Origin of the sequence: Paenibacillus sp. J31TS4 (assembly GCF_018403265.1) — a bacterium.
Lineage (GTDB): Bacteria > Bacillota > Bacilli > Paenibacillales > NBRC-103111 > J31TS4.
On record NZ_BOSI01000006.1, the window covers coordinates 18,614 to 42,536 of the forward strand.

Consider the following 23,923-nt stretch of genomic DNA (forward strand, 5'->3'; position numbering starts at 1 on the left):
TTGATGATCTATTAAATACCTGTGGCAGGAACGTCCGTGGACGTTGACTATAGAGAATCGGTAAAGGGAGTTGTCCAATCCATGGCTTTGAAGGCGGGAATCGTCGGTTTGCCGAACGTGGGAAAATCGACTTTGTTTAATGCAATTACTCAGGCGGGTGCAGAATCGGCCAACTATCCGTTCTGTACGATCGATCCGAACGTAGGGGTCGTCGAGGTGCCCGACGAGCGGCTGCAGCGGTTGGCCGAGATCGTCACGCCGAACCGGATCGTGCCGACCGCGTTCGAATTTGTCGATATCGCCGGACTCGTCAAGGGTGCGAGCAAGGGCGAGGGACTCGGCAACAAGTTCCTCGCGCATATCCGCGAGGTGGACGCGATCGTGCACGTCGTCCGCTGCTTCCAGGACGAGAACATTACGCACGTATCGGGCCAGATCGATCCGCTCGACGATATTGCGACCATCAATCTGGAGCTGATCCTCGCCGACCTGGAATCGGTCGAGAAGCGTATCGATCGCTCCCGCAAGAACATGAAGGGCGGGGACAAGAAGTACGCCGCTGAGGTCGAACTGCTCGAGCGGATCAAGGAAGCGCTGCTGGACGATAAGCCGGCTCGCAGCCTGGAGCTGACCGACGACGAGAAGCTGATCATGCGCGATCTCCATCTGCTGACGATCAAGCCGGTGCTGTACGCGGCGAACGTGAGCGAGGACGAGGTAGCTAGTGCGGACGAAAACCCGTTCGTGCAAAAGGTACGGGAGTTCGCCGCCGGCGAGGGCGCCGAGGTCGTGCCGATCAGCGCCAAGGTCGAGGCGGAGATCGCCGAGCTCGAGGGCGAGGACAAGCAGCTGTTTCTTGAGGAGCTGGGCCTGGAGGAATCCGGCCTGAACCGCCTCATTCGGGCGGCCTACAAGCTGCTCGGGCTGTACACGTATTTTACGGCCGGGGTGCAGGAAGTACGGGCCTGGACGATCCGCAAGGGGATGAAGGCGCCGCAGGCGGCGGGCGTCATCCATACCGACTTCGAGCGCGGCTTCATCCGTGCCGAGGTCGTCGCTTACGAGGATCTGTCCGCGGCCGGTTCGATGAACGCGGTCAAGGAGAAGGGCCAGCTTCGCCTCGAAGGCAAGGACTATGTAGTGAAGGACGGCGACGTCATGCATTTCCGGTTTAACGTGTAGCGTAGAACCGGCGTACGATGGGGAAGGAGGAGGGTGGACTCTCCGCCGTCCCCGTCTTGGCGAGCGGCCCCTTCGGGCAGGCCGCGATGCGAGCTTGAAACGAACCATCAAGAGCGCTGTGCGCTCTGCAATATAGAAGGCAAGACCGGAGGCAACCCGCATGTGGCTGCCTCGTGGCGGACGGCCCGCAGGGGACGCCACCGCCGTTGATGCAACAACCGCGTCCCGACCGGACGCTACTTTAACCATTAAGATAAGGGGGAAACCGCCATGTTGGACCGTTTGCAAGCGCTGGCGGACCGCTACGAGAAATTGAGCGAGCTGCTGTGCGACCCGGACGTCGCGAACGACGCGAAGCGGCTTCGGGAGTATTCGAAGGAGCAGTCCGATTTGCAGGAAGCTTATGAGGCCTATACGGAATACCGTTCCGTGCTGGAGCAGCTGGACGCTGCCAAGGCGATGCAGGCCGAGAAGCTCGACGACGAGATGAAAGAGCTCGTCAAGCTGGAGGTCGAGGAGCTGACAGGCCGCAAGGAGGAGCTTGAGGAGCGTCTCAAGGTGCTGATGCTGCCGAAGGACCCGAACGACGATAAAAACGTCATCGTCGAAATCCGCGGAGCCGCGGGCGGCGACGAGGCGGCTCTGTTCGCAGCGGATCTGTACCGGATGTACACGCGGTATGCGGATACGAAGGGCTGGAAGACCGAAGTGCTCGAAGCAAGCCTGAACGATCTGGGCGGCTTTAAGGAAGTCATCTTCATGGTGTCCGGCAAGGGCGCCTACAGCAAGCTGAAATACGAGAGCGGCGCCCACCGCGTCCAGCGGATTCCGGCGACGGAATCGGGCGGCCGCATCCACACCTCGACTTCGACCGTCGCGGTCATTCCGGAGGCGGAGGAAGTCGAGGTCGAGATTAAGGAGAGCGACATCCGCGTCGATACGTTCTGTTCGAGCGGCGCCGGCGGGCAGTCCGTCAATACGACCAAGTCGGCCGTGCGCGTCACGCACTTGCCGACGGGCATCGTGGCGACGTGTCAGGACGGCAAGTCGCAGAACTCCAACAAAGAGAAGGCGCTGCAGGTGCTGCGCGCCCGGATCTACGACAAGTTTCTCCAGGAAGAGCAGGCCAAGTACGATACCGAGCGGAAGAGCAAGGTCGGAACCGGGGACCGCAGCGAGCGGATCCGGACGTACAACTATCCGCAGAGCCGGGTTACCGATCACCGCATCGGGCTGACGCTTCACCGGCTGGACAGCGTGCTGAACGGCGACCTCGAAGAGGTGGTCTCCGCGCTGACCGTTGCGGTACAGGCGGAGCTGCTCGAAAAGGGAGAGTAATCCATGACCACAATGAAGGAAGCCTATCTGCAGGCTTCTTCTTTTTTAGAAAAGCAGGGCGTGCCGGAGGCGGCAAGCTGCGCTGAGCTGCTGCTGCAGCATCTGATGGGCTGGTCCCGTACGGCGTTTTTGCTGAATCTGGAAGAGCCGTTCCCGGAGGAACGGCACGCAGAGTGGACGGGCCTATTGGCCCGCAAGGCCGCGGGGGAGCCGGTGCAGTATATCATCGGAGAGCAGGAATTCTACGGACTGCCGTTCGCCGTCGACCCATCTGTGCTTATTCCCCGGCCGGAGACGGAGCTGCTCGTCGAGGAGATGATCCGCCGGGGCCGCCGGCTCTGGCCGGACGCAGGCACCGATTCGGCATCCACGGGTGGAAGCGGCTGCGCCCCGGCTCCCGTGGCGGCCGACATCGGAGCGGGAAGCGGCGCGATCTGCGTGACGCTGGCGGTCCAGTGTCCGGCTTGGCAGGTGCATGCGGTGGATCTATCGTCCGCTGCGCTGCAGACGGCCCGGCGCAATGCCGAGCGGCTCGGCGCGGACCGGATCGTCTTTCACCACGGCGACCTGCTGGAGCCTCTGATTACCAGCCGGATTGCCGTGGACATACTGGTGTCCAACCCGCCGTATATCCCGTCGGGCGAGGTGCTAGGGCTGCAGCGGGAGGTTGCCGGCCACGAGCCTCATTCGGCGCTTGACGGCGGACCGGACGGGCTTGACCTGTACCGCCGGATGGTTCGCCAGCTGGAGGAGCTGCCGCGGTATCCGCGTCTCATCGGCCTCGAGGTCGGAATGGGCCAGGCGGAGGCCGTCCGCGAGCTGCTTCAGCGGTCCGGGCCGTGGCGGGAGATCGTCATCGTGCCGGATCTGGCGGGCATCGGCCGGCATGTAGTGGCGGAAGCTTAGAAGCTTTAGCACTTCTAGCGGCGAGCGCCAGGGAAAATGATAGATTGCTAGGTTTGCCTCCTCGTCTCTCTGGCCATACTGGTCATTAGAGAGGTCAAGGGATGGGGAGGCTTGAATTTATATGGTCAAATCGGTTTCATTCCGCACTTATAGCCGTTATGCGTATGTGGCGTTTGCTCTTGTCATGCTGTTGCTTTGCTGGGAAATGAACAAAATGAATACGGCGCTTGCGACGGCCGGCATCCCCGAAGAGGCGATCCGGCTGCGCATTCTCGCCAATTCCGATACGGTACAGGACCAGGCTGTCAAACGGCTCATCCGCGACGCTATCGTGGCGGAGATAAGTAGCTGGGTGGCCGGCCCGGCCTCGATCGAGGAGGCACGCGGGCAGGTACTCGCCCATCTGCCGGAGATTCACCTGCTGATTGCGGAGCTGCTCGAGCAGAAGGGCTTTGCCTACACGTTCCAGGTGGAGCTCGGGCAGGCCGATTTTCCGACGAAGCTGTATGGCAGCCGGGTTTATCCCGCAGGCAGCTACGAAGCGCTTAAGGTGACGCTCGGCGGCGGTGAAGGGCAAAACTGGTGGTGCGTCCTCTTCCCGCCCCTGTGCTTCGTGGACGCGGCATCCGGAGAAGCGGTGGCGGACCCGGCGGATAACGGGAAGCAGGCTGCGGTGCAGGCCGGCGAAGAGAACGGGCAGGCGTTTCCACTGCAGAAGAAGCAATACCGGTTCTTCCTGGCGGACGCGCTGCAGGGTCTCATTAGCTCGATCCGCTCCCTGTTTTGAAGCGGATGACGGCAAGCGTCAGCAGTGGCGGGGGCCGCTGAACCGAGAAGCTAGACGAGCGCTCAGGGAGCGGGCCCGCTCCGGGATATGGGCGGGACGGCAATATCAAGGTAAGGATGATGAGAATGACGAATCATTGGAAGGTGCCTCCGGCCGTCGGTCCGGAGGACCCTGGCATCCTCGAGGCGGCGCGCCTGATCCGGGCGGGCGGTCTCGTCGCGTTTCCGACCGAGACGGTATACGGGCTCGGCGCGGATGCCCGGTCCACGGCGGCGGTCGAGGGAATATTCGAGGCGAAGGGCCGGCCTTCGGACAACCCGCTGATCGTGCATATCGCGCAGCGGGAGCAGGTGGATGAGCTGACCGAGGGCGCCGACGAGCTGTCGCGCCGGCTCATGGACGCCTTCTGGCCGGGCCCGCTCACGCTCGTGCTCCCGGTCAAGCCGGGCGCCGTGTCGCCGCGCGTAACGGCTGGCCTCGCCACCGTCGGCGTGCGCATGCCGGATCACCCGGCTGCACTCGCGCTCATCGCCGCGGCGGGCTGTCCGGTGGCGGCACCGAGCGCCAACCGCTCGGGCCGGCCGAGCCCTACGACGGCGGAGCACGTCCTCGCTGATCTCGCGGGCCGCATCGCCGGCGTGGTCGATGCCGGCCCGACCGGCGTCGGCGTCGAGTCGACCGTCGTCGAGGTCGCCGGCGGCGACGTCCACGTGCTGCGCCCCGGAGGCGTAACCGCCGCCCAGCTGCGGACGGTGGTTCCCCGGGTCTCCGCGCCGCACGAAGACGCCGCGGACGGCGGCAGCCCCGCCGCTGCAGCCGAGGAACCGGACCATGCCCCCAAGGCGCCGGGCATGAAATATACGCACTACGCGCCGCAAGGGCGGCTGACGCTGGTGGACGGCGACCCGGAGCGGACGGCGGCCTGGATCCGCGAGGAGCTGCGCCGCGCCAAAGCGGCCGGGGAGCGCACGGGCGTGCTGGCGTTCGACGAGCATCTCGCGCTCTACGATGCCGACGTCGTGCTGTCCTGCGGCAGCAGGGAACGCCCGGAGGAGGCCGCCCGCCGTCTGTACGCGGCGCTGCGCACGTTCGACGAGGAGGGAGCGACGTTCCTCCTCGCCGAGGCGCCGGATAGCCAAGGGCTCGGCTCAGCAGTGCTGAACCGCCTAATCAAAGCGGCCGGGCACCGGCTCGTCCAAGTGTAGCGTCCCGCCCTCGCCTCAAGGCGGGTTGTCCGTTCGGAGGGACGACCGTCAGCATGTTTCCCCCTTTGTCCGCATATCTTGGTGGAGAGTGATGGACAGGGGGGAGACGGATGGAGTTAGCCTCCGCGCAGTGGGGACAATTATTGGCGCTGGTGCTGATGGCAGTGGCGCTCGGGGTGGACGCCTTCTCCCTCGGCATCGGACTCGGGCTGAAAGGGATTCGGCTGCTTAATATTCTGAAGGTGAGCAGCATCGTCGCTTTGTTTCATGTGCTGATGCCGCTGATGGGCATGTTCACCGGCCATTATGTCGGGGAGCTACTGGGCGACGTGGCGACAGCCGCCGGCGGGGGGCTGCTTGTCCTGCTCGGCGCACACATGATCTACAGCTCCATGAAAGGAGACGCCGTTTCCTCGCTGGAATTCCAAACGTTCTGGGGGCTTGTGCTGTTCGCACTCATGGTCAGCATCGACTCGTTCTCGGTTGGCGTCACGATGGGGATCGTAGCGTCCGATCTGCTGCTGACCGTGCTTTTGTTCGGCTTTTTCGGCGGACTGATGTCCGTCTGCGGCCTTCTGCTCGGCCGTCATGCGGGGCGCTGGGCGGGAACCTACGGCGAAGCGGCGGGAGGGGCGATTTTGCTCGTCTTCGGGATACAATATTTGTTATAATGCTACCAAAGACGCATGCTTCCCTTCGGCGAAGCAGTGAGTAAGAAAGCGCCGGCTGCGGTACGCTAACCGGGACTCCGGAGAGAACGGAGAGCGGAAGCCGCAGGACGGCAGCCCGCTTCTCCCCATGGGAGAGCGACCTGAGAAGGAGGAGACGACACGGCCATGAAGCAGATTTTGTTCGTTTGCACAGGGAACACCTGCCGAAGCCCGATGGCGGAAGGACTCCTGCGGACGATGGCGGAACAGGAGGGGATCGACCTCTCGATTCGTTCCGCCGGACTGGCGGCAGTGGAAGGCTATCCGATCTCCGCCTACTCCCTTCAGATTTTGCGGAGCAAGGGGATGAAGGACGACCTGTCGTCGCAGCCGGTATCGACAGAATCGGTCGAATGGGCCGATCTCATTCTGACGATGACCGCCGGTCACAAGCGGTCGCTTGTCCGGCAATATCCGGACGCGGCTGACAAGATCCATACCCTCAAGGAATTCACCGAGGACGACCCGGCCGTGCTGGAGGCGCTCCGGGAGAGGGGGCAGCTCAGCGCCGAGCTGGAGATCAAGCGGGCGCTTGGGCAGCCAATCTCCGACGAGGAGAAGCAGCGGCTCGCCGACCTCGACCGGTTCGCCATGGAATACGATACCGATATCGACGATCCTATCGGCGGGTCGCTGGAGGCTTACAAGTGCTGCGCGGACGAGATTGAGGACTGCCTGGCTAAGCTCCTGGCTTACCTGCGGGGTGAGAACGGGAACAAATAGAAGCGGCGCTTCCAGGGAAAGCCCGTTGGACACACACTTTTGACTGCCGGGCGGCAGGGCCGGGGAGGTCTCGCTCCCGCTTAACCGGGACGCCGCCCTGTTTGGACGCTTCCTCTTTACACTCGGGAGGCCGTAGGGTATGATAAAGGAAACAACAGACCCGATGTAACTGGCGACGAGTGGATCCAACCACAAGGGAGCATCGGGATAACGGCCGGTCGCCTGGGCAAAGAGCAAACGACGTGCGTGCTGCACGCGTCTGCTCTTTTTCTGTTTTCCGGGGATAGGGTATACTGGGGGAGGAAGATTGTCTCATTCAATCGACTTCACTAGAACAACAGCCAAAGAGGCGTTGCCCTCGCCGCAGCTGGCGGCGGCGCACGTCCCGGAAGGAGGAAGAGGTAGGCATGAAAATCGCAATGGGGTCCGATCACGGCGGGTTCCGTCTGAAGAACGAGATCAAGGCCATGCTGGAGAGCATGGGGCACGAGGTAGAGGATTACGGCTGCACCTGCGCCGATTCGGTTGATTATCCGGATTATGCGCTGGAGGCTTGTGAGCGGGTGGCGTCCGGAGACGCGGACCGCGGCATTCTCATCTGCGGCACGGGCATCGGCATGTCGATCGCGGCCAACAAGATCCCCGGCATCCGCTGCGCCCTCGTGCATGACATGTTCTCCGCCAAAGCGACGCGGGAGCACAACGATACGAATGTGCTGGCCATGGGCGAGCGCGTCGTGGGCCCTGGACTCGCACAGGAAATCGTCAAGATCTGGGTCGAGACGCCGTTCTCCGGCGAGCCGCGCCACGAGGGGCGGATCCGCAAGCTGAAGGCGATCGAGGACCGGTTCACCGTTCATCCGTAAGCAGACTGACAAGGAAGGCGGGGATGGCGATGCCAGAGGAGAAGCGGGAGGAGGTTCCGGTTAACATCCCCTTGGCGGGGGGCGCGGCCGGCAGTGAGGCCGACGAAACCGGGACTATTCACACGATTGCGGAAGCAGTCGAGTCCATTCTGCTGGAGCTGACCGAGGCCGGCCGAATTAGGCCCGGACAGATTGTCGTGATCGGGACGAGCACAAGTGAAGTGGCGGGCCGGCGAATCGGCACGTCGGGCATGAGTGGAGTAGCCGAGCGCATCTTTGAGGGTGTCCGGCTCGCGCGGGAGCAGACGGGCTTCTATCCCGCCTTCCAATGCTGCGAGCATCTGAACCGGGCGCTCGTGGTGGAGAGGGAGCTGCTGGACCGTTATCCGCTGCTCGAGCCGGTGTCCGTCGTACCGGCGCCCAAGGCGGGCGGCTCGATGGCCGCTTACGCCTACCGGCAGTTTCACGATCCGGTGGTGGTCGAGACGATCTCCGCGCACGCCGGGCTCGATATCGGCGAGACGCTGATCGGCATGCATCTGCGGAGGGTGGCGGTGCCGTACCGCCCTTCGATCCGGCAGATCGGCCGCGCGCGGGTCACCGCCGCGTTCACGCGGCCGAAGCTGATTGGCGGCGAGCGGGCCGTCTACCGGCTGGAGCCGGCTCCCCAGACGGAGGAGACCGGCACTTGCGAGTAGACGCTTCAGGCAGACAGGAAGAGGATCGCCCCGCCGGGGCGGTCCGGTGGAGCAGGAGATTATTTCAGGGGACCGAGAGTGTCCGATTAGGAGGCCGATTGGAATGGAACAACTGAGGAAACAAGACGAGGCGATACTGAGCGCAATGAGCCGGGAGCTCGGCCGTCAGCGCGACAAGATCGAGCTTATCGCTTCTGAGAACTTTGTAAGCGAAGCGGTTATGCAGGCGATGGGTTCGGTACTGACGAACAAGTACGCCGAAGGCTATCCGGGCAAGCGTTACTACGGCGGCTGCGAGTATGTCGACGAGGTGGAGACACTGGCGATCGAGCGGGCCAAAGAACTGTTCGGAGCCGAGCATGCGAACGTGCAGCCCCACTCGGGCGCGCAGGCCAACATGGCCGTGTACCTGGCCGTGCTTAAGCCGGGCGATACCGTTCTCGGCATGAACCTCGCACACGGCGGCCACCTGACGCACGGTCATCCGGCCAACTCCTCGGGGGTCCTTTACAACTTCGTGGCGTACGGTGTGGATTCCGAGACGTTCCGCATCGACTACAACGAAGTCCGCAAGGCGGCCTTCAAGCATCGGCCGAAGCTGATTGTAGCCGGTGCGAGTGCCTATCCGCGCACGATCGACTTCGAAGCCCTTGCCTCCATTGCGAATGACGTGGGCGCGCTGCTCATGGTCGACATGGCGCATATCGCCGGTCTGGTAGCCGCTGGTCTCCATCCGAGCCCGGTGCCCCATGCGCATTTCGTCACCACGACGACGCACAAGACGCTGCGCGGACCGCGCGGCGGCATGATCCTGTGCCGCAAGGCTTGGGCCAAGGAAATTGACAAGGCGGTCTTCCCTGGCTCCCAAGGCGGTCCTCTCATGCACGTCATCGCGGCCAAGGCCGTGTCGTTCGGAGAAGCGCTGCAGCCTTCGTTCAAGACCTACAGCGAGAACATTGTGAAGAACGCCCAGACGCTGGCGGAGACGCTCATGAGTGAAGGTCTTGACGTCGTGTCCGGCGGCACCGATAACCATCTGATGCTCGTCGATCTGCGCAGCATCAACCTGACCGGCAAGGAAGCGCAGCATCTGCTGGACGAAGTTGGCGTTACGGTGAACAAGAATGCGATTCCGTTCGACACGGCTAGCGCCTTCGTCACGAGCGGCATCCGGATCGGCACGCCGGCGGTCACCTCCCGCGGCATGGATCAGGAAGCGATGAAGACGATCGGCCAGATCATCGCCTTGACGCTCAAAAATCCGGAGGACGCAGCGGTCCACGAGCGCGTCCGCGGCATGATCAAGGAACTCACCGACCGGTTCCCGCTCTATCCGGAGCTTGTATACTAATCGGCTGGCTTGCCGCCAGCTTGGCGCCCTCTGCTTCCCTTCGCCCGGGACGGAGGGCTTTTTTACGGGTTGGGGAGGGCGGAATCCAGGCAGTCCATCGGGAAAACCGCGTCTTTTCTTCGTCCCTGAAGGAGCTCCGCCCGCCATACCGAAGGCTGTCCGGCACTCAGCCGGACAAAGCCTTTTTAGGTGCCGCAGAGGAAGGAAAAATTGCCGGGAGAGACTTTCCGGGCGATACGTGTATCGTTCGGATTTTGTGGTATAATGTACAGGGTTTGTGGCAAAAGTGGTGAGAGATAGACCACTTTCGACATTATTCAACGGAATATGCCGCACGGCAGTTTTCTCTAATCACCTGCAATGGGAGGGCACACAATGGGCAGGGTTTTCGTATGCGATCATCCTCTAATCCAACACAAATTGACATTCATACGGGACGAAGCCACTAGGACCAAAGATTTTCGCGAGCTGGTCGACGAAGTGGCGACGTTAATGGCGTACGAAATTACGAGGGAGATCCCTCTGGAGAACATCTCGGTCAAGACCCCGGTCGCGACCGCCGAATGCAAGATTATCTCCGGCCGGATGCTCGGCCTCATTCCGATTCTCCGCGCCGGTCTCGGCATGGTCGACGGCGTACTGAAGCTGCTCCCTGCGGCCAAAGTGGGCCATGTCGGCCTGTACCGCGATCCGGAGACGCTGCAGCCTGTCGAATACTACACGAAGCTTCCGACGGACGTAACCGAGCGCGAGCTTATCGTCATCGACCCGATGCTGGCGACGGGCGGCTCGGCCAACGCGGCTATCGACGTTCTAAAGCGGCGCAACTGCACGCAGATCAAGCTGATGTGCCTCATCGCGGCTCCCGAGGGAGTCAAGGCGGTGCAGGAAGCGCACCCGGACGTCGACATTTACGTAGCGGCTATCGACGACTATCTGGACGAGCATGGGTATATCATCCCGGGGCTCGGAGACGCGGGAGACCGGCTGTTCGGCACGAAGTAACGAGAGAGTAGGAACGGGAGAGAAGGGGGAGACCGGAAGTGAAACGCTTGAAGGTCATGACCGTGTTCGGGACGCGTCCCGAAGCGATCAAGATGGTGCCGCTGATCGAGGAATTGAAGAGGCATCCCGAAGAGATAGAGTCGCTGGTCTGCGTAACGGCCCAGCACAGGGAAATTATGGACCAGGTGCTCGAGACGTTCCAGATCAAGCCGGATTACGATCTGGACATCATGCGGGAGCGCCAGACGCTCAATGAGCTGGCCGTCCGTGTGTTGTCGGGTCTGGACGGCGTGCTGAGGGAGGCCAAGCCGGATATCGTGCTCGTGCACGGCGACACATCCACCACGTTCCTCGCCAGCTACGCGGCGTTCCTGCAGCAGATCAAGGTCGGACATGTCGAGGCGGGGCTCAGGACGTGGAACAAGCTGTCGCCGTATCCCGAGGAGATGAACCGCCAGCTGACCGGCGTGTTGTCCGATCTGCACTTTGCCCCGACCGACTGGTCCGCAGGCAATCTGCGCAAGGAGAACAAACCGGAAGAGGCCATTTTCGTCACCGGCAACACGGTTACCGACGTGCCGCAATACACAGTGCGCGACACCTATACCCACCCTGTGCTCGACTGGGCCAAGGGCAGCCGCCTCGTGCTGATGACCGCTCACCGGCGCGAATCGCAGGGCGAACCGCACCGGAATATTTTCCGGGCCGTCCGCCGAATCGCCGACGAGTACGAGGATATCAAGATCGTCTATCCCGTACATCCGAGTCCGGCCGTTCGCGAACCGGCACACGAGATGCTCGGCGATCACCCGCGGATTAAGCTGATTGAGCCACTGGACGTTATCGATATGTATAACTTCTACCCGTATACCCACCTGATCGTTACCGACTCGGGGGGCGTGCAAGAAGAAGCTCCTTCTTTTGGAATACCGACTCTTGTCTTGCGTGAAACTACGGAGCGTCCCGAAGGGATCGAAGCCGGAGTTCTCGAGCTGGTCGGCACGGACGAGCAGTATGTCTACAGCCGCATGAACGCGCTTCTTTCCGATCACGAGCTGTACGACAAGATGAGCAAAGCGGCGAATCCTTATGGCGACGGGCAAGCCTCCAAGCGGATCGTCCAGGCCATTTTGTACCATTTCGGTCTCGCGACCGAGCCGCCTGCACCTTTCGGCTCCTAGGACTGGACGGGAAGTGAACACCATACAGTTTCGCTGTCTGGTTTGGATCTCGAAAAAAGCCAGGGAATTCAAGGGTTTTTCGAGATCCGTTCACATAATGTTTGGATTTATTACAATTGACAAACCTAACATTCCTTTATTAAAATGAATGAGGATTTATAGCAGAATAGTGGGCATATTTTGTCCCCTGGCACTAGTTTCCTGCCACCCGTTTTTTGGTGATGGCGGTTGATTGCGGATCGCTTTGCACACGCTCCCGATTAAGGAGGGGGTTATGAAGAAGTCCGGATTTGACAACAGTCCCTGGCGGGCCGCGGGCCTGGTCGGCGCCGTAGGTATCGACATCGTCGTCTGCATGCTGCTCGGCTATTTCGCCGGCTCCTGGATGAGCGGGTACATGGGAGGAAACAAGCTTTGGATCGCCGGAGGATTGCTCGCCGGTCTTTTTATTGGAATCCTCAATGTCATTTTCTTGATCAAGTTTTTCCTGGAGGAAACGAATGAATGAGTTGTCTGCCTATGTCAGGCGGATTGGCCGGGTTGTCCTGCTGATCGTGGCAGCGGAGCTGATGGTATATGCACTGTGGCCTGAAGCGAAAGCCCTTGCAGCCGGTCTGCTGCTGGGGACAATCGTCAGTTTCCTTAACGCTCTGCTTCTTCGACTGCGAATCGAGCGTCTGTCCGAGCTGATGGCTGGCATGCAGCCCGGCAAGAAACGGCCCTCGCTTGCTTTCGTCTCCAGAATTTGCATGAGCCTGCTGGCTGTCATGACAGCGGTGAAATTTCCCCAATTCGATCTTGTGGGCACTATTATCGGATTGTTTATCGTACAGTTTGTTGCTTTGCTAGGACTCGCCTTTGTCAAAAAATGAGTCATCGGAAAGGGGTGAATTTAGAAGATGCATGAATACCCGATATGGGAAGTAGGGCCCTTTAACATTGATCTCTCGACCTTCCTGGGCATTATCGTAAGCTTCGTGGTTGTGTTCGTATTAGCGAGACTTGCCGTCCGCAACCTCTCTGTCGACAATCCATCCAGAATGCAGAACTTTATGGAATGGGTCATTGAGTTTGTTCAGAACCTGGTGGCAAGCACCATGGATCTCAAGAAAGGCAGACCTTACATTGCGCTTGGGATTACGCTGATCATGTTCATTCTCGTTTCCAACCTTCTCGGCTTGCCGTTCGCTATCGTGACGGGACACCAGGAAGAAGTTACGTTGCTGGGCTACCCGGTTGTGTCCGAAGCGACCATCAGCGCCGCTCACGGCGAGCATGGAGCAGAGGTGGTATGGTGGAAATCGCCTACCGCGGACCTTTCCGTTACCTTCGGGCTAGCTATCATGGTGTTCGTCTTGACGAACTTCCTTGGGCTCACCCGGAACACGAAGCATTATCTGAAACACTTTGTTGAGCCTTACCCGATTTTCCTTCCGCTGAATATCATCGAGCAGCTGGCCAAACCTTTGACACTCGGCCTTCGTTTGTTTGCGAATATTTTTGCGGGCGAGGTCCTGATCGCCACGATTGTTATGGCCGGTTGGTTCGGCATACCGCTGCTTGCCGCATGGCAGGGCTTCAGTATATTTGTCGGCGCCATCCAGGCGTTCCTGTTTACCATCTTGACCATGGTGTACATAGCGCAAGCGAGTGTGCACGAGGAGCATTAAGGAAGTTATGATCGACCTGCGTCCGGGTTTGACGGAAACGAATAGCCTTCTGGACGGGATCAAATAAAAATTCAGAACGAATCTTGAGGAGGATTTCACTAATGGAATTTTTAGCAGCAGCTATTGCAATCGGTCTGGGTGCCCTTGGCGCCGGTATTGGTAACGGTCTGATCGTCAGCAAAACCGTAGAAGGCATCTCCCGTCAGCCGGAACTTCGCGGAACCTTGCAAACCACCATGTTTATCGGTGTTGGTATCGTCGAGGTCGTTCCGATCATCGCGGTCGTTATCGCGTTCCTGATCTACTTCGGCGCTTAATTTCCAATAGGACCAGGTTTGGCGGGGAAGGCCTAAGCCATCCACGCCTTACTTTTGCTTTTCCTAACCTATAGCAAGGCTTTCCAGGAGTATAGAAGGGAGTGACACCGTTTGTCTTTTCATTGGGAATCGTTAGTATTTGCGATGCTCGCGTTTCTGATCCTTTACTGGTTGCTTAATAAATACGCGTTCGGCCCTCTCTTCGGCATTATGGAGCAGCGCCGGAAGCTTGTGCAGGACCAACTGCAATCCGCAGAGCAAAACCGTACCCAATCCGAGCAGCTTCTTGCCGAGCAGAAGCAGGCGATTGAAGAAGCGCGCAAGGAAGCGTACAGCATTATCGAACAGGCGAAGCAAACGAGCACGCGGCAGGCGGACGAAATCATGTCTGCGGCAAAAGCGGAGGCGAACCGCCTGAAAGAAGAAGCTGTCAAAGAAATCGAGAACGAGAAGAACAAAGCGGTCGGTGCCGTTCGCAGCCAGGTCAGCGGTCTGGCCGTTATGATCGCATCGAAGATTATCGAGAAGCAGGTTGACGCCAAGGCGCAGGAAGAGTTGATTGACCAATACCTGAATGAGGTAGGGGGCAAACAATGAGCGGCGAAGCGATCGTAGCGAAACGTTATGCCAAGGCGCTGTTCGATGTGGCTCTGGGCCAGCAGCAAGTCGCCCAGGTGGAGGAGCAATTGAAGCTGGTTGCGGATTCGCTGAAGAGCAATCCGGAGTTCGATAAGCTTCTGCGCCATCCGAACATCGACACGTCCGCCAAAGTCGACATGCTGCAAGCCGTGTTCCAGAATGGCGTATCGGAATCCGTTCTGAACACCATCTCCCTGCTGATTGAGAGAGGCCGTGCCTCTATCCTTGCTTCGCTTACGGACGAATATATCAAGATTGCGAACGAGGCGCTCGGCCAAGCGAAGGCCGTCGTCACGTCCCCCGCTCCGCTGACGGAGCAGGAGCAATCGGAAATCGCCGCCCGCTTCAGCCAATTGACCGGCAAGAAGATCGTGCTCGAGAATGTCATCAACCCGGCACTCATCGGCGGCCTGCAGGTACGGATCGGTGACCGCTTGTATGACGGCAGCTTGTCCGGCAAGCTCACCAGGCTCAGCAAATCGTTGTCTGCTTCTCAAGCACTATAGATAGGGGTGAACGTAGTTGGCTATCAGACCTGAAGAAATCAGCACTCTGATCAAGAGTCAAATTGAACAATATAAATCGGTCGTTCAAGTCGTGGACGTAGGCACCGTTATCCAGGTAGGGGACGGAATTGCGCGCGCTCACGGTCTTGAGAACGTCATGGCCGGAGAGCTTCTCGAGTTCTCCAACGGCGTCATGGGGATGGCTCAGAACCTCGAGGAAGATAACGTAGGTATCATCATCCTCGGACCGTACCAGGACATCCGCGAAGGCGACCAAGTCAAGCGGACTGGCCGCATCATGGAAGTTCCAGTCGGCGACGAGTTGCTCGGCCGCGTTGTGAACCCGCTCGGCCAACCGGTAGACGGTGCAGGTCCGATCAACACGACTCAGCTGCGTCCGATCGAATCCCCGGCTCCGGGCGTTATGGACCGGAAATCGGTATTCGAACCGATGCAAACCGGCATCAAGGCGATTGACGCGATGATCCCGATCGGCCGCGGCCAGCGGGAACTCATCATCGGCGACCGCCAAACCGGTAAAACCCAGATCGCTATCGATACGATCGTTAACCAAAAGGGTAACGGCGTTATCTGTATCTACGTAGCGATCGGCCAGAAGCAGTCCACCGTCCGCGGTGTTGTTGAGACGCTCCGCCGCAATGGCGCCCTCGACTACACGATCGTCGTAACGGCGAGTGCTTCCCAGCCTGCTCCTCTGCTGTTCCTGGCTCCTTATGCAGGCTGCTCGATGGGCGAATACTTCATGTACCAAGGCAAGCACGTCCTCATCATCTATGACGACTTGTCCAAGCAAGCTGCCGCATACCGCGAGCTGTCCTTGCTGCTCCGCCGTCCTCCGGGCCGCGAGGCTTATCCGGGCGACGTCTTCTACCTGCACTCCCGTCTGCTCGAGCGCGCAGCCAAGCTGAGCGACAAGCTCGGCGGCGGATCGCTGACCGCTCTGCCGTTCATCGAGACCCAAGCCGGCGACATCTCGGCTTACATCCCGACGAACGTTATCTCGATTACCGACGGCCAGATCTTCCTGGAGTCCGACCTGTTCTACTCCGGACAGCGTCCGGCGATCAACGTCGGAAACTCGGTATCCCGGGTAGGCAGCTCGGCTCAGATCAAGGCGATGAAGAAGGTAGCCGGTACGCTGAAGCTGGACCTGGCTCAATACCGGGAGCTCGCCGCTTTCGCCCAGTTCGGTTCCGACCTGGACAAAGCGACCCAAGCGCGCCTGAACCGCGGCTTGCGTACTCTCGAACTGCTGAAGCAGGGCGTTAACGTTCCGCTGCCGGTCGAGAAGCAGGTTGTGTCGATCTATACCGTAACCAAAGGCTTCCTCGACGAAATGCCGGTGGAAGATATCAGACGCTTTGAAAGTGAATTCCTCGACTTTGTCGATGCCAACCATCCTGAAATTTTCGCATCGATCCGTGACACGAAGGACTTGACTTCGGATAACGAAAATGCCCTAAAAGATGCGATCCATAAATTCAAAAAATCGTTTGCCACTTCGGCCTAACAGAAGGGGTGGTGAAACAGCATGGCAAAAGGAATGCGCGAGATCAAGCGCCAAATAAAGAGCAAGCAGAATATGAAGCAAATCACCAAGGCCATGGAATTGGTGGCTGCTTCGAAACTGAGACGTGCCCAGGAAAGCGCGGAAGCGGCTCGTCCCTATGCCGACAAGATTAAAGAAGTGATCGGAAGCATTGCGGCCGGTACCAAAGGGGTCCAGCATCCGATGCTTCAGGCAAGAGAGATCCGCAAAACCGCTTATCTGGTCATCACCTCCGACCGCGGACTTGCAGGCGGCTACAACGCGAACGTGCTGCGGAAGCTTGTTGCCACCATCCGTGAGAACCACCGGTCGGAAGACGAGTATTCCGTATTCGTGATCGGCCGCAAAGGCCGGGATTTCCTCCGTCAGCGGAAGATTCCGATTGTCGAGGAAGTGACCGGACTGAGTGATTCCCCCAAGTTTTCCGATATCAAGGCGATCGCAAGTTCTGTCGTCTCCAAATTTGAGGATGGCACGTACGACCGGTTATACCTCTTGTATAACCAGTTCGTGAATGCCCTGACACAAATTCCGGTGATGAAGCAGCTGCTGCCGCTCGCCGATATGGAGCAGACAGGGGCCGTCGCGAATTACGAATACGAGCCGTCGCCGGAAGGCGTGCTCGACGTACTGCTCCCGCGTTATGCCGAGACGCTGATCTTCAGCTCCCTGCTGGAAGGCAAGGCGAGTGAGTTCGGTGCCCGGATGACCGCCATGGGCAGCGCGACGAAGAACGCGACGAAGATGATCAACAACTTGACGCTTGTCTACAACCGTGCCCGCCAGGCGGCCATCACGCAAGAAATTGCGGAGATCGTCAGCGGAGCGAACGCACAGCAATAATAGACCATGCGGCAGCCCGCGCTTGCGGGCAGCCGGCCGCATGAAGGCAGCACAATCTGTAAGGAGGGACAGGAATGAGCAAAGGGCGCGTAATTCAGGTAACCGGTCCGGTCGTCGACATCGAGTTCGAACGCGGTCATTTACCTGAAATCTTGAACGCTATTACAATAGAACGCAAAGCGCAGGCAGCCGGTGAGCGTGACATCAATCTGACGGTGGAAGTGGCCACTCATCTGGGTGACAACCAAGTCCGCTGCGTAGCTATGTCCAGCACCGACGGTCTTGTCCGCGGCTTGGATGCAATCGATACCGGTGCTCCGATTACTGTACCGGTAGGTCCGGCAACGCTGGGCCGGGTTTTCAACGTACTGGGGAATCCGATCGACGAGAGGGAAGACGTGGACCGCACGCACACGAACCCGATCCACCGTTCGGCACCGGTCTTCGAAGAACTGTCGACCCAGCAGGAAATGCTGGAAACCGGCATCAAGGTTATCGACCTGCTCGCTCCGTATGCACGGGGCGGTAAAATCGGCCTGTTCGGCGGTGCCGGCGTAGGGAAAACCGTAACGATGCAGGAGCTCATCAACAACATCGCCCAGGAACACGACGGGATCTCCGTATTCGCAGGCGTCGGCGAGCGTACTCGTGAGGGGAACGACCTGTACCACGAGATGAACGACACCGGCGTTATTAACAAGCTGGCGATGGTGTTCGGCCAGATGAACGAGCCGCCGGGCGCACGTCTTCGCGTCGCTCTGACAGGCCTGACGATGGCGGAATACTTCCGTGACGAAGAAGGCAAGGACGTTCTTCTCTTCATCGACAATATCTTCCGCTTTACCCAAGCGGGTTCCGAGGTTTCCGCCCTTCTCGGCCGGATGCCTTCGGCGGTAGGTTACCAGCCGACGCTGGCTACCGAGATGGGTCAATTGCAAGAGCGGATCACCACCACCAAGAAAGGTTCGGTTACCTCGATCCAGGCGATCTACGTTCCTGCGGACGACTACACCGACCCGGCTCCGGCAACGGCGTTCGCTCACTTGGACGCAACGACGAACCTTGAGCGGAACATCGCGGCAATGGGGATTTTCCCGGCGGTTGACCCGCTTGCATCCTCGTCCCGTATCCTTGCTCCGGAGATTCTCGGAGATGAGCATTACAATGTAGCCCAAGGCGTTAAGCAGATTCTGCAGCGCTATAAGGAACTCCAGGACATCATCGCCATCCTCGGAATGGACGAACTGTCCGAGGAAGATAAAGTAACGGTTAACCGCGCAAGACGGATCCAGCTGTTCCTGTCCCAGCCTCTGCACGTGGCAGAAGCGTTCACCGGACAGCCTGGCATCTACGTGCCGGTTAAGGAAACCATCCGCAGCTTCAAGGAAATCCTCGAAGGCAAGCACGACAACCTTCCGGAACCGGCGTTCCACAACGTGGGAACCATCGAGCAAGCGGTCGAAAAAGCCAAAACGTTGGTTTAATGGCAACGCGGCATGAGCCTGCATAGGAGCTCTCTCCGAGAGCTCCCTGCATGGTTGACGAAGAGAGTTTCCTGACGCAAGCTCCGTCCCGGTTTGCCGAGGCGGACTTGCCCGGGAATTCTTAGGAGGTATCGGTGTGAGCACATTTTTATTGGAAATCGTTACCCCGGAGCGGAAAATGTACGCGGAGCCCGTGAACATGGTCAGCGTGAAAGGGGTCGAAGGGGAGCTGGGCATTCTGCCTAACCACATTCCGTTGGTTACTCCTTTGAAGATCGCCCCGGTTACCATTAAAAAAGGGAATACTTCGGAAGTGCTGGCTGTCAACGGCGGCTTCATGGAAGTCCGGAAGGACAAAGTCGTGATTCTTGCCGAGAGCGCAGAATTCCCGCAAGACATTGATGTGGAGCGGGCGCAAGCGGCGAAGCAGAGAGCGGAAAGCCGTCTGAAAGCCAAGCAGGATGAGTATGACTTCCGCCGGGCGGAACTGGCGATGCAGCGGGCAATGAACCGTTTGGACGTCGCAAACCGGTAATCGAAAGCGTAAGGGAACCGATCCCTTGCGCTTTTTTTGTTGTCGGTATATTGTCGCAAAATAGGAAAAAATGCCGGTTAAGCCCCTATCTTCCGAAAGCCCGTCAGGTCAGGCGGGACAAGCCTGACAACGCTTTCTTTTCGTGGACATATTTTCCCATCGTTGTTATAATTGTGAAAGATTTGAACACCACAGCGAGGAGGGGGTCCAGCGATGATGTATACCAATAATTATGTCATTGTCGCCATCTTTGCAGCGTTGGCCGTTTTTCTTCCGGTCGCCGCTCTGACGGTAGGCAAGCTTCTCCGGCCAAGCCGGCCGCTCGAGGAGAAGCTCACTACGTATGAAAGCGGTAACGAGCCGGTAGGGGAAGGACAGGTGCGGTTCAACATCCGCTACTATCTGTTTGCGCTGATGTTTGTTGTGTTCGATGTGGAGACGGTGTTCCTGTATCCATGGGCGGTCGCTTATAACCAGCTCGGGTTGTTCGCCCTCGTGGAGATGTGTATTTTTGTATCACTTCTGATTGTCGGTCTTCTCTATGCCTGGAAGAAGAAGGTGCTGCAATGGACCTCAGTTTAGAATCGATCTCTCCGGAGGAGAGACAGGAGCTTGACCGGAATGTGTTCATGACGACGCTGGAGCAGCTCAAGGCTTGGGCAAGGAGCAATTCGCTCTGGCCGCTCACGTTTGGGCTTGCTTGCTGTGCCATCGAAATGATGGGGACAGGAGGCTCCCATTACGACCTCGACCGGTTCGGCGTCATCTTCCGGACCTCGCCCCGTCAGTCCGACGTAATGATCGTAGCGGGAACGGTAACGAAGAAGATGGCGCCTCTGCTGCGCCGTCTGTACGAACAGATGCCCGAGCCCAAGTGGGTCATCGCGATGGGCTCCTGCGCGACGGCTGGAGGGCCCTATGTGAAGTCGTACGCCGTCGTCAAGGGAGTGGACCAGGTGGTCCCGGTCGATATCTACATACCTGGCTGTCCGCCGAATCCGGCGGCGCTGATCTACGGCATCAACAAGCTGCAGGAGAAGATTCGCTACGAAGCGAAAACCGGGAAGCAGGTGACGAGCCGATGAGCGACGAGCGCAAGGACGTCACGCCGCCGCCAGGCGACGCTGGTGAGGATGTGACGGAGGAGAAGCACAGCGAGAAGACCGCTGCCGAATCGTCCGCAGCCTCGGCGGGTGCTTCGGCTGCGGGCGCGGACGCGGAGGAGCAGGCAGCCAAGGAAAAGGCTGCTCAGGCAGGAGGCGCGGCAGAGGCAGGCGAGCCCGCGGCAGATGCGGCGCCGGCCGAGGGAGCAGAGCGTCCCCGGCGGGTCGAGACGCCGGAGGAGAAGGAGGCCCGCCGGGCAGCGGCGCGAGCGGCCCGTGATGCCGCCAAGGCGCAGGCGGCCAAGGAAGCGGCCGCCCAGGCGGGAGGCGCGGCAGAGGCGGGCGAGCCCGCGGCGGATGCGGCGCCGGCCGAGGGAGCGGAGCGTCCCCGGCGGGTCGAGACGCCGGAGGAGAAGGAGGCCCGCCGGGCAGCGGCGCGAGCGGCCCGCGATGCCGCCAAGGCGCAGGCGGCCAAGGAAGCGGCCGCCCAGGCGGGAGGCGCGTCAGAGGCGGGCGAGCCCGCGGCGGATGCGGCGCCGGCCGAGGGAGCGGAGCGTCCCCGGCGGGTGGAGACGCCTGAGGAGAAGGAGGCCCGCCGGGCAGCGGCGCGAGCGGCCCGCGATGCCGCCAAGGCCGGAGCCGGCGGCGGTGCTGCTGGCGCTGCGCCGGCGGCCAAGCCGGAAGCCCCCGCTGCGCCGAAGGAGCCGTCGCCGAACCAGCCGCTGCTTGACCGGCTGGTTGCCATCATCGGCGAGCGGGTCGGAGCGGATGCGGTAGAGGAAGCGTTCCTCAACGAGCGGGACGCCGACGTACCGACGGTGATCGTCAAGCCAGCCCATTGGCGGCAGACGGCGGAGGTGCTCCGGGAGCATCCGGAGCTGAAGCTGGACTACCTGCGCAATGTGAGCGGGGTCGACCAGGAGACGCATCTGGAGGTCGTTTATCATCTGATCTCGTTCGTTTTGAAGCAGAATTACTGCTTCAAGGTGAAGACAGACCGGGAGACGCCGAGCGTCCCGTCGATCACACCTGTCTGGGAGACGGCCAATTGGAACGAGCGGGAGATATTCGATCTGCTTGGCGTCGATTTTCCGGGCCATCCCGATCTGAGACGGATCATGATGCCGGATGATTGGGTCGGTCATCCGCTTCGCAAAGACTACCAACCGATTGACCCGGAGGTGTAGCAAGTGATACGGACCGAAGAGCTGCTGCTGAACGTAGGCCCCCAGCATCCGAGTACGCACGGTGTCTTCCGCATTGTCGTAAAGCTGGACGGGGAGATCATCATCGAGGCGGACCCCGTGATGGGGTACCTGCATCGGGGGACGGAGAAGCTGGCCGAGGAGCTGACCTACACTCAGATCATTCCCTATACCGACCGGATGGACTATGTGTCGGCGATGACGAATAACTATGTGCTAGTGAATGCCGTCGAGAAGCTGATGCAGATCGAGATTCCCGAGCGGGCGCAGTTTTTGCGGCTTATCGTCATGGAGCTCCAGCGGATCGCCAGCCACCTCGTCTGGTGGGGCACCTACCTGCTCGACATCGGGGCGATGAGCCCGTTTCTGTTCGCCTTCCGCGACAGGGAGATTATCATTAATCTGTTCAACGAGCTGTGCGGCGCCCGGCTGACCTACAATTACATGCGGGTAGGCGGCGTCAAGTGGGATGCTCCGGACGGATGGCTCGACAAGGTGAGGGACTTCCTCCCCTATATGCGCAAGAAGCTGGATGAATACGACACGCTCGTGTCCGGCAACGAAATCTTTCTCGCCCGGATTAAGGGAGTCGGCGCTTATGATGCAGACACCGCCATCCAGTATGGGCTCAGCGGAGCCAATCTGCGCTGTACCGGCGTCGATTGGGATCTGCGCAAAGCGCAGCCCTACTGCATCTACGATCGGTTCGAATTCGACGTCCCGCTCGGGCGGAGCGGCGATTGCTACGATCGTTATCTGATCCGTCTTGAGGAGATTCGCCAGTCGATCCGCATACTCGAGCAGGCGCTCGAGCAGTTCCCGGAGGGCGGCGAGACGATGGGCAAGGCCCCTCGGGTGCTTCGGGCTCCCGAAGGGGAGATCTACTCGGCTATCGAATCGCCGCGCGGCGAGATCGGCTGCTACATTGTTTCACGTGGAAAAGATAAGCCCTACCGGCTGAAGTTCCGCAGGCCGTCCTTCGTCAATTTGCAGATTCTCCCGAAGCTGCTCGTCGGCGAAACGATGACCAACCTGATTACGATTCTCGGCGGCATTGATATTGTAGTCGGGGAGGTAGATTGCTGATGACCGATTTGCTGCTGGAGGATTTGACCTGGCGCAGCTTTTCGCTCTTTCTGCTGGCCGGCGTCCTCATGCTCGTGCTGATTCTCGGGTTCGTCACGTACGCGATCTATTTCGAGCGCAAGGTTATCGGCTGGATGCAGATGCGCATCGGCCCGAACCGGACAGGACCGCTCGGGCTGCTGCAGAGCGTAGCCGACGTCACCAAGCTGCTGATCAAGGAAGACACCATTCCGAAGAAAGCGGAGCGTACGCTGTTCATCCTGGCGCCGGTCATTACTTTCATCCCTTCGTTCATGGTGCTGGCGACGATCCCGTATACGCCGAGCCTACATTTTGCCGACCTCGATGTCGGAATCCTCTATTATGTCGCGCTGTCCGGCGTCTCGACGATCGGCATCGTGCTGGGAGGCTGGGCATCGAACAACAAGTACGCGCTCCTCGGCGGCATGCGCTCGGCCGCACAGATGATCTCCTATGAGATCCCGTTCGTCATCTCGGTGGTCGGCGTCATCATGCTGTCGGGCAGCATGCAGCTGTCCACGATCGTCGAGAACCAAGGCGGCGGATTCTGGCATTGGAACTTCCTGCCGCAGATCATCGGCTTCGTTGTATTCGTCATCGCCGGCGTATCGGAGCTGAACCGTACCCCGTTCGACCTGCCGGAGGCGGAATCGGAGCTGGTCGCGGGCTATCACGTCGAATACAGCGGCTTCCGCTTTGCGTTCTTCATGCTGGCGGAATACGTCTACGTCTTTGCCATCGCCGCGCTGACCACCGTGCTTTTCCTCGGCGGCTGGCACGCGCCGTTTCCGTTTTTGGACTTTATTCCGGGCATCATTTGGTTTTTGCTTAAGTTTGCTTTCAACGTCTTCTTCCTGTTCTGGATCCGCGCCACTCTGCCGCGTGTCCGGGTCGATCAGCTAATGGGTCTTGGCTGGAAGGTGCTGCTGCCGTTGTCTCTTCTCAACATTTTCATAACGGCGGTCTATTACGAGCTGTTTATCCGATAACGC

At 59.8% G+C, this 23,923-nt stretch carries 27 protein-coding genes and 1 riboswitch; all 27 genes read left to right on the forward strand.

Annotation, left to right across the window (positions count from 1 at the left end; all coding sequences use genetic code 11):
* Positions 1-81 precede the first annotated feature (81 nt).
* Entirely contained in the window at positions 82-1,182 is a 1,101-nt protein-coding gene (gene ychF, locus KJS47_RS20535) for a redox-regulated ATPase YchF (RefSeq protein ID WP_213527227.1), read from the forward strand.
* A 270-nt stretch (positions 1,183-1,452) separates the two neighbouring features.
* Positions 1,453-2,520, forward strand: a complete 1,068-nt coding sequence (prfA, locus tag KJS47_RS20540) for a peptide chain release factor 1 (RefSeq protein ID WP_213527229.1) — start codon at positions 1,453-1,455, stop codon at positions 2,518-2,520.
* Between the two features lie 3 nt (positions 2,521-2,523).
* Entirely contained in the window at positions 2,524-3,426 is a 903-nt protein-coding gene (gene prmC, locus KJS47_RS20545; RefSeq protein WP_213527232.1) for a peptide chain release factor N(5)-glutamine methyltransferase, read from the forward strand.
* A 121-nt stretch (positions 3,427-3,547) separates the two neighbouring features.
* Positions 3,548-4,213, forward strand: a complete 666-nt coding sequence (gene spoIIR / locus KJS47_RS20550) for a stage II sporulation protein R (protein WP_213527234.1) — start codon at positions 3,548-3,550, stop codon at positions 4,211-4,213.
* 119 nt (positions 4,214-4,332) lie between these two features.
* Entirely contained in the window at positions 4,333-5,418 is a 1,086-nt protein-coding gene (locus KJS47_RS20555) for an L-threonylcarbamoyladenylate synthase (protein ID WP_374707053.1), read from the forward strand.
* 110 nt (positions 5,419-5,528) lie between these two features.
* Positions 5,529-6,089: a manganese efflux pump MntP gene (locus tag KJS47_RS20560; RefSeq protein WP_213527237.1), complete on the forward strand. Its 561-nt coding sequence runs from the start codon at positions 5,529-5,531 to the stop codon at positions 6,087-6,089.
* A 165-nt stretch (positions 6,090-6,254) separates the two neighbouring features.
* Complete coding sequence (locus KJS47_RS20565) at positions 6,255-6,851, forward strand: low molecular weight protein arginine phosphatase (protein WP_213527239.1); 597 nt, start codon at positions 6,255-6,257, stop codon at positions 6,849-6,851.
* 155 nt (positions 6,852-7,006) lie between these two features.
* Positions 7,007-7,086, forward strand: a riboswitch (ZMP/ZTP riboswitch).
* A gap of 172 nt (positions 7,087-7,258) precedes the next feature.
* Entirely contained in the window at positions 7,259-7,717 is a 459-nt protein-coding gene (gene rpiB / locus KJS47_RS20570; RefSeq protein ID WP_213527241.1) for a ribose 5-phosphate isomerase B, read from the forward strand.
* A gap of 23 nt (positions 7,718-7,740) precedes the next feature.
* Positions 7,741-8,415 carry a TIGR01440 family protein gene (locus tag KJS47_RS20575; protein ID WP_249716610.1) on the forward strand — a complete coding sequence of 225 codons (675 nt, stop codon included), beginning with the start codon at positions 7,741-7,743 and terminating at the stop codon, positions 8,413-8,415.
* Positions 8,416-8,518: 103 nt separating this feature from the next.
* On the forward strand, positions 8,519-9,766 hold the full coding sequence (locus tag KJS47_RS20580; protein WP_213527243.1) for a serine hydroxymethyltransferase: 1,248 nt from the start codon (positions 8,519-8,521) through the stop codon (positions 9,764-9,766).
* Between the two features lie 375 nt (positions 9,767-10,141).
* Entirely contained in the window at positions 10,142-10,771 is a 630-nt protein-coding gene (gene upp, locus KJS47_RS20585) for a uracil phosphoribosyltransferase (protein ID WP_213527245.1), read from the forward strand.
* Positions 10,772-10,809: 38 nt separating this feature from the next.
* Positions 10,810-11,952, forward strand: coding sequence for a non-hydrolyzing UDP-N-acetylglucosamine 2-epimerase (gene wecB, locus KJS47_RS20590; protein ID WP_283772100.1), 1,143 nt, complete (start codon positions 10,810-10,812; stop codon positions 11,950-11,952).
* A gap of 274 nt (positions 11,953-12,226) precedes the next feature.
* Entirely contained in the window at positions 12,227-12,460 is a 234-nt protein-coding gene (locus tag KJS47_RS20595; RefSeq protein ID WP_213527246.1) for an AtpZ/AtpI family protein, read from the forward strand.
* Positions 12,453-12,824, forward strand: coding sequence for an ATP synthase subunit I (locus KJS47_RS20600; protein WP_213527248.1), 372 nt, complete (start codon positions 12,453-12,455; stop codon positions 12,822-12,824). Before KJS47_RS20595 ends, KJS47_RS20600 begins: the two co-directional genes overlap by 8 nt.
* Positions 12,825-12,851: 27 nt before the next feature.
* Complete coding sequence (atpB, locus tag KJS47_RS20605) at positions 12,852-13,622, forward strand: F0F1 ATP synthase subunit A (protein WP_213527250.1); 771 nt, start codon at positions 12,852-12,854, stop codon at positions 13,620-13,622.
* A 101-nt stretch (positions 13,623-13,723) separates the two neighbouring features.
* Positions 13,724-13,939, forward strand: coding sequence for a F0F1 ATP synthase subunit C (gene atpE / locus KJS47_RS20610; protein ID WP_213527251.1), 216 nt, complete (start codon positions 13,724-13,726; stop codon positions 13,937-13,939).
* A 111-nt stretch (positions 13,940-14,050) separates the two neighbouring features.
* On the forward strand, positions 14,051-14,536 hold the full coding sequence (gene atpF / locus KJS47_RS20615; RefSeq protein ID WP_213527253.1) for a F0F1 ATP synthase subunit B: 486 nt from the start codon (positions 14,051-14,053) through the stop codon (positions 14,534-14,536).
* The gene (locus KJS47_RS20620; RefSeq protein WP_213527255.1) at positions 14,533-15,084 is read left to right on the forward strand and encodes a F0F1 ATP synthase subunit delta; all 552 of its coding nucleotides are present in this window, start codon (positions 14,533-14,535) and stop codon (positions 15,082-15,084) included. Before atpF ends, KJS47_RS20620 begins: the two co-directional genes overlap by 4 nt.
* Before the next feature lie 16 nt (positions 15,085-15,100).
* Positions 15,101-16,615 (forward strand): F0F1 ATP synthase subunit alpha, encoded by a 1,515-nt coding sequence (gene atpA, locus KJS47_RS20625; protein WP_213527257.1) that lies wholly within the window; start codon positions 15,101-15,103, stop codon positions 16,613-16,615.
* Between the two features lie 21 nt (positions 16,616-16,636).
* A complete protein-coding gene (gene atpG, locus KJS47_RS20630; protein WP_213527259.1) occupies positions 16,637-17,497 on the forward strand; it encodes an ATP synthase F1 subunit gamma in 861 nt (286 codons plus the stop codon).
* Positions 17,498-17,571: 74 nt separating this feature from the next.
* Positions 17,572-18,981, forward strand: a complete 1,410-nt coding sequence (gene atpD / locus KJS47_RS20635; RefSeq protein ID WP_213527261.1) for a F0F1 ATP synthase subunit beta — start codon at positions 17,572-17,574, stop codon at positions 18,979-18,981.
* Between the two features lie 136 nt (positions 18,982-19,117).
* Positions 19,118-19,516, forward strand: coding sequence for a F0F1 ATP synthase subunit epsilon (locus tag KJS47_RS20640; protein ID WP_213527263.1), 399 nt, complete (start codon positions 19,118-19,120; stop codon positions 19,514-19,516).
* 216 nt (positions 19,517-19,732) lie between these two features.
* Positions 19,733-20,098, forward strand: coding sequence for an NADH-quinone oxidoreductase subunit A (locus KJS47_RS20645; protein WP_213527428.1), 366 nt, complete (start codon positions 19,733-19,735; stop codon positions 20,096-20,098).
* Positions 20,083-20,601 carry a NuoB/complex I 20 kDa subunit family protein gene (locus KJS47_RS20650; protein WP_213527266.1) on the forward strand — a complete coding sequence of 173 codons (519 nt, stop codon included), beginning with the start codon at positions 20,083-20,085 and terminating at the stop codon, positions 20,599-20,601. Before KJS47_RS20645 ends, KJS47_RS20650 begins: the two co-directional genes overlap by 16 nt.
* Positions 20,598-21,806: an NADH-quinone oxidoreductase subunit C gene (locus tag KJS47_RS20655; protein ID WP_213527268.1), complete on the forward strand. Its 1,209-nt coding sequence runs from the start codon at positions 20,598-20,600 to the stop codon at positions 21,804-21,806. Before KJS47_RS20650 ends, KJS47_RS20655 begins: the two co-directional genes overlap by 4 nt.
* Positions 21,807-21,809: 3 nt before the next feature.
* Positions 21,810-22,910 (forward strand): NADH-quinone oxidoreductase subunit D, encoded by a 1,101-nt coding sequence (locus KJS47_RS20660; RefSeq protein ID WP_213527270.1) that lies wholly within the window; start codon positions 21,810-21,812, stop codon positions 22,908-22,910.
* Complete coding sequence (nuoH, locus tag KJS47_RS20665; RefSeq protein WP_213527272.1) at positions 22,910-23,920, forward strand: NADH-quinone oxidoreductase subunit NuoH; 1,011 nt, start codon at positions 22,910-22,912, stop codon at positions 23,918-23,920. Before KJS47_RS20660 ends, nuoH begins: the two co-directional genes overlap by 1 nt.
* Positions 23,921-23,923: the final 3 nt, after the last annotated feature.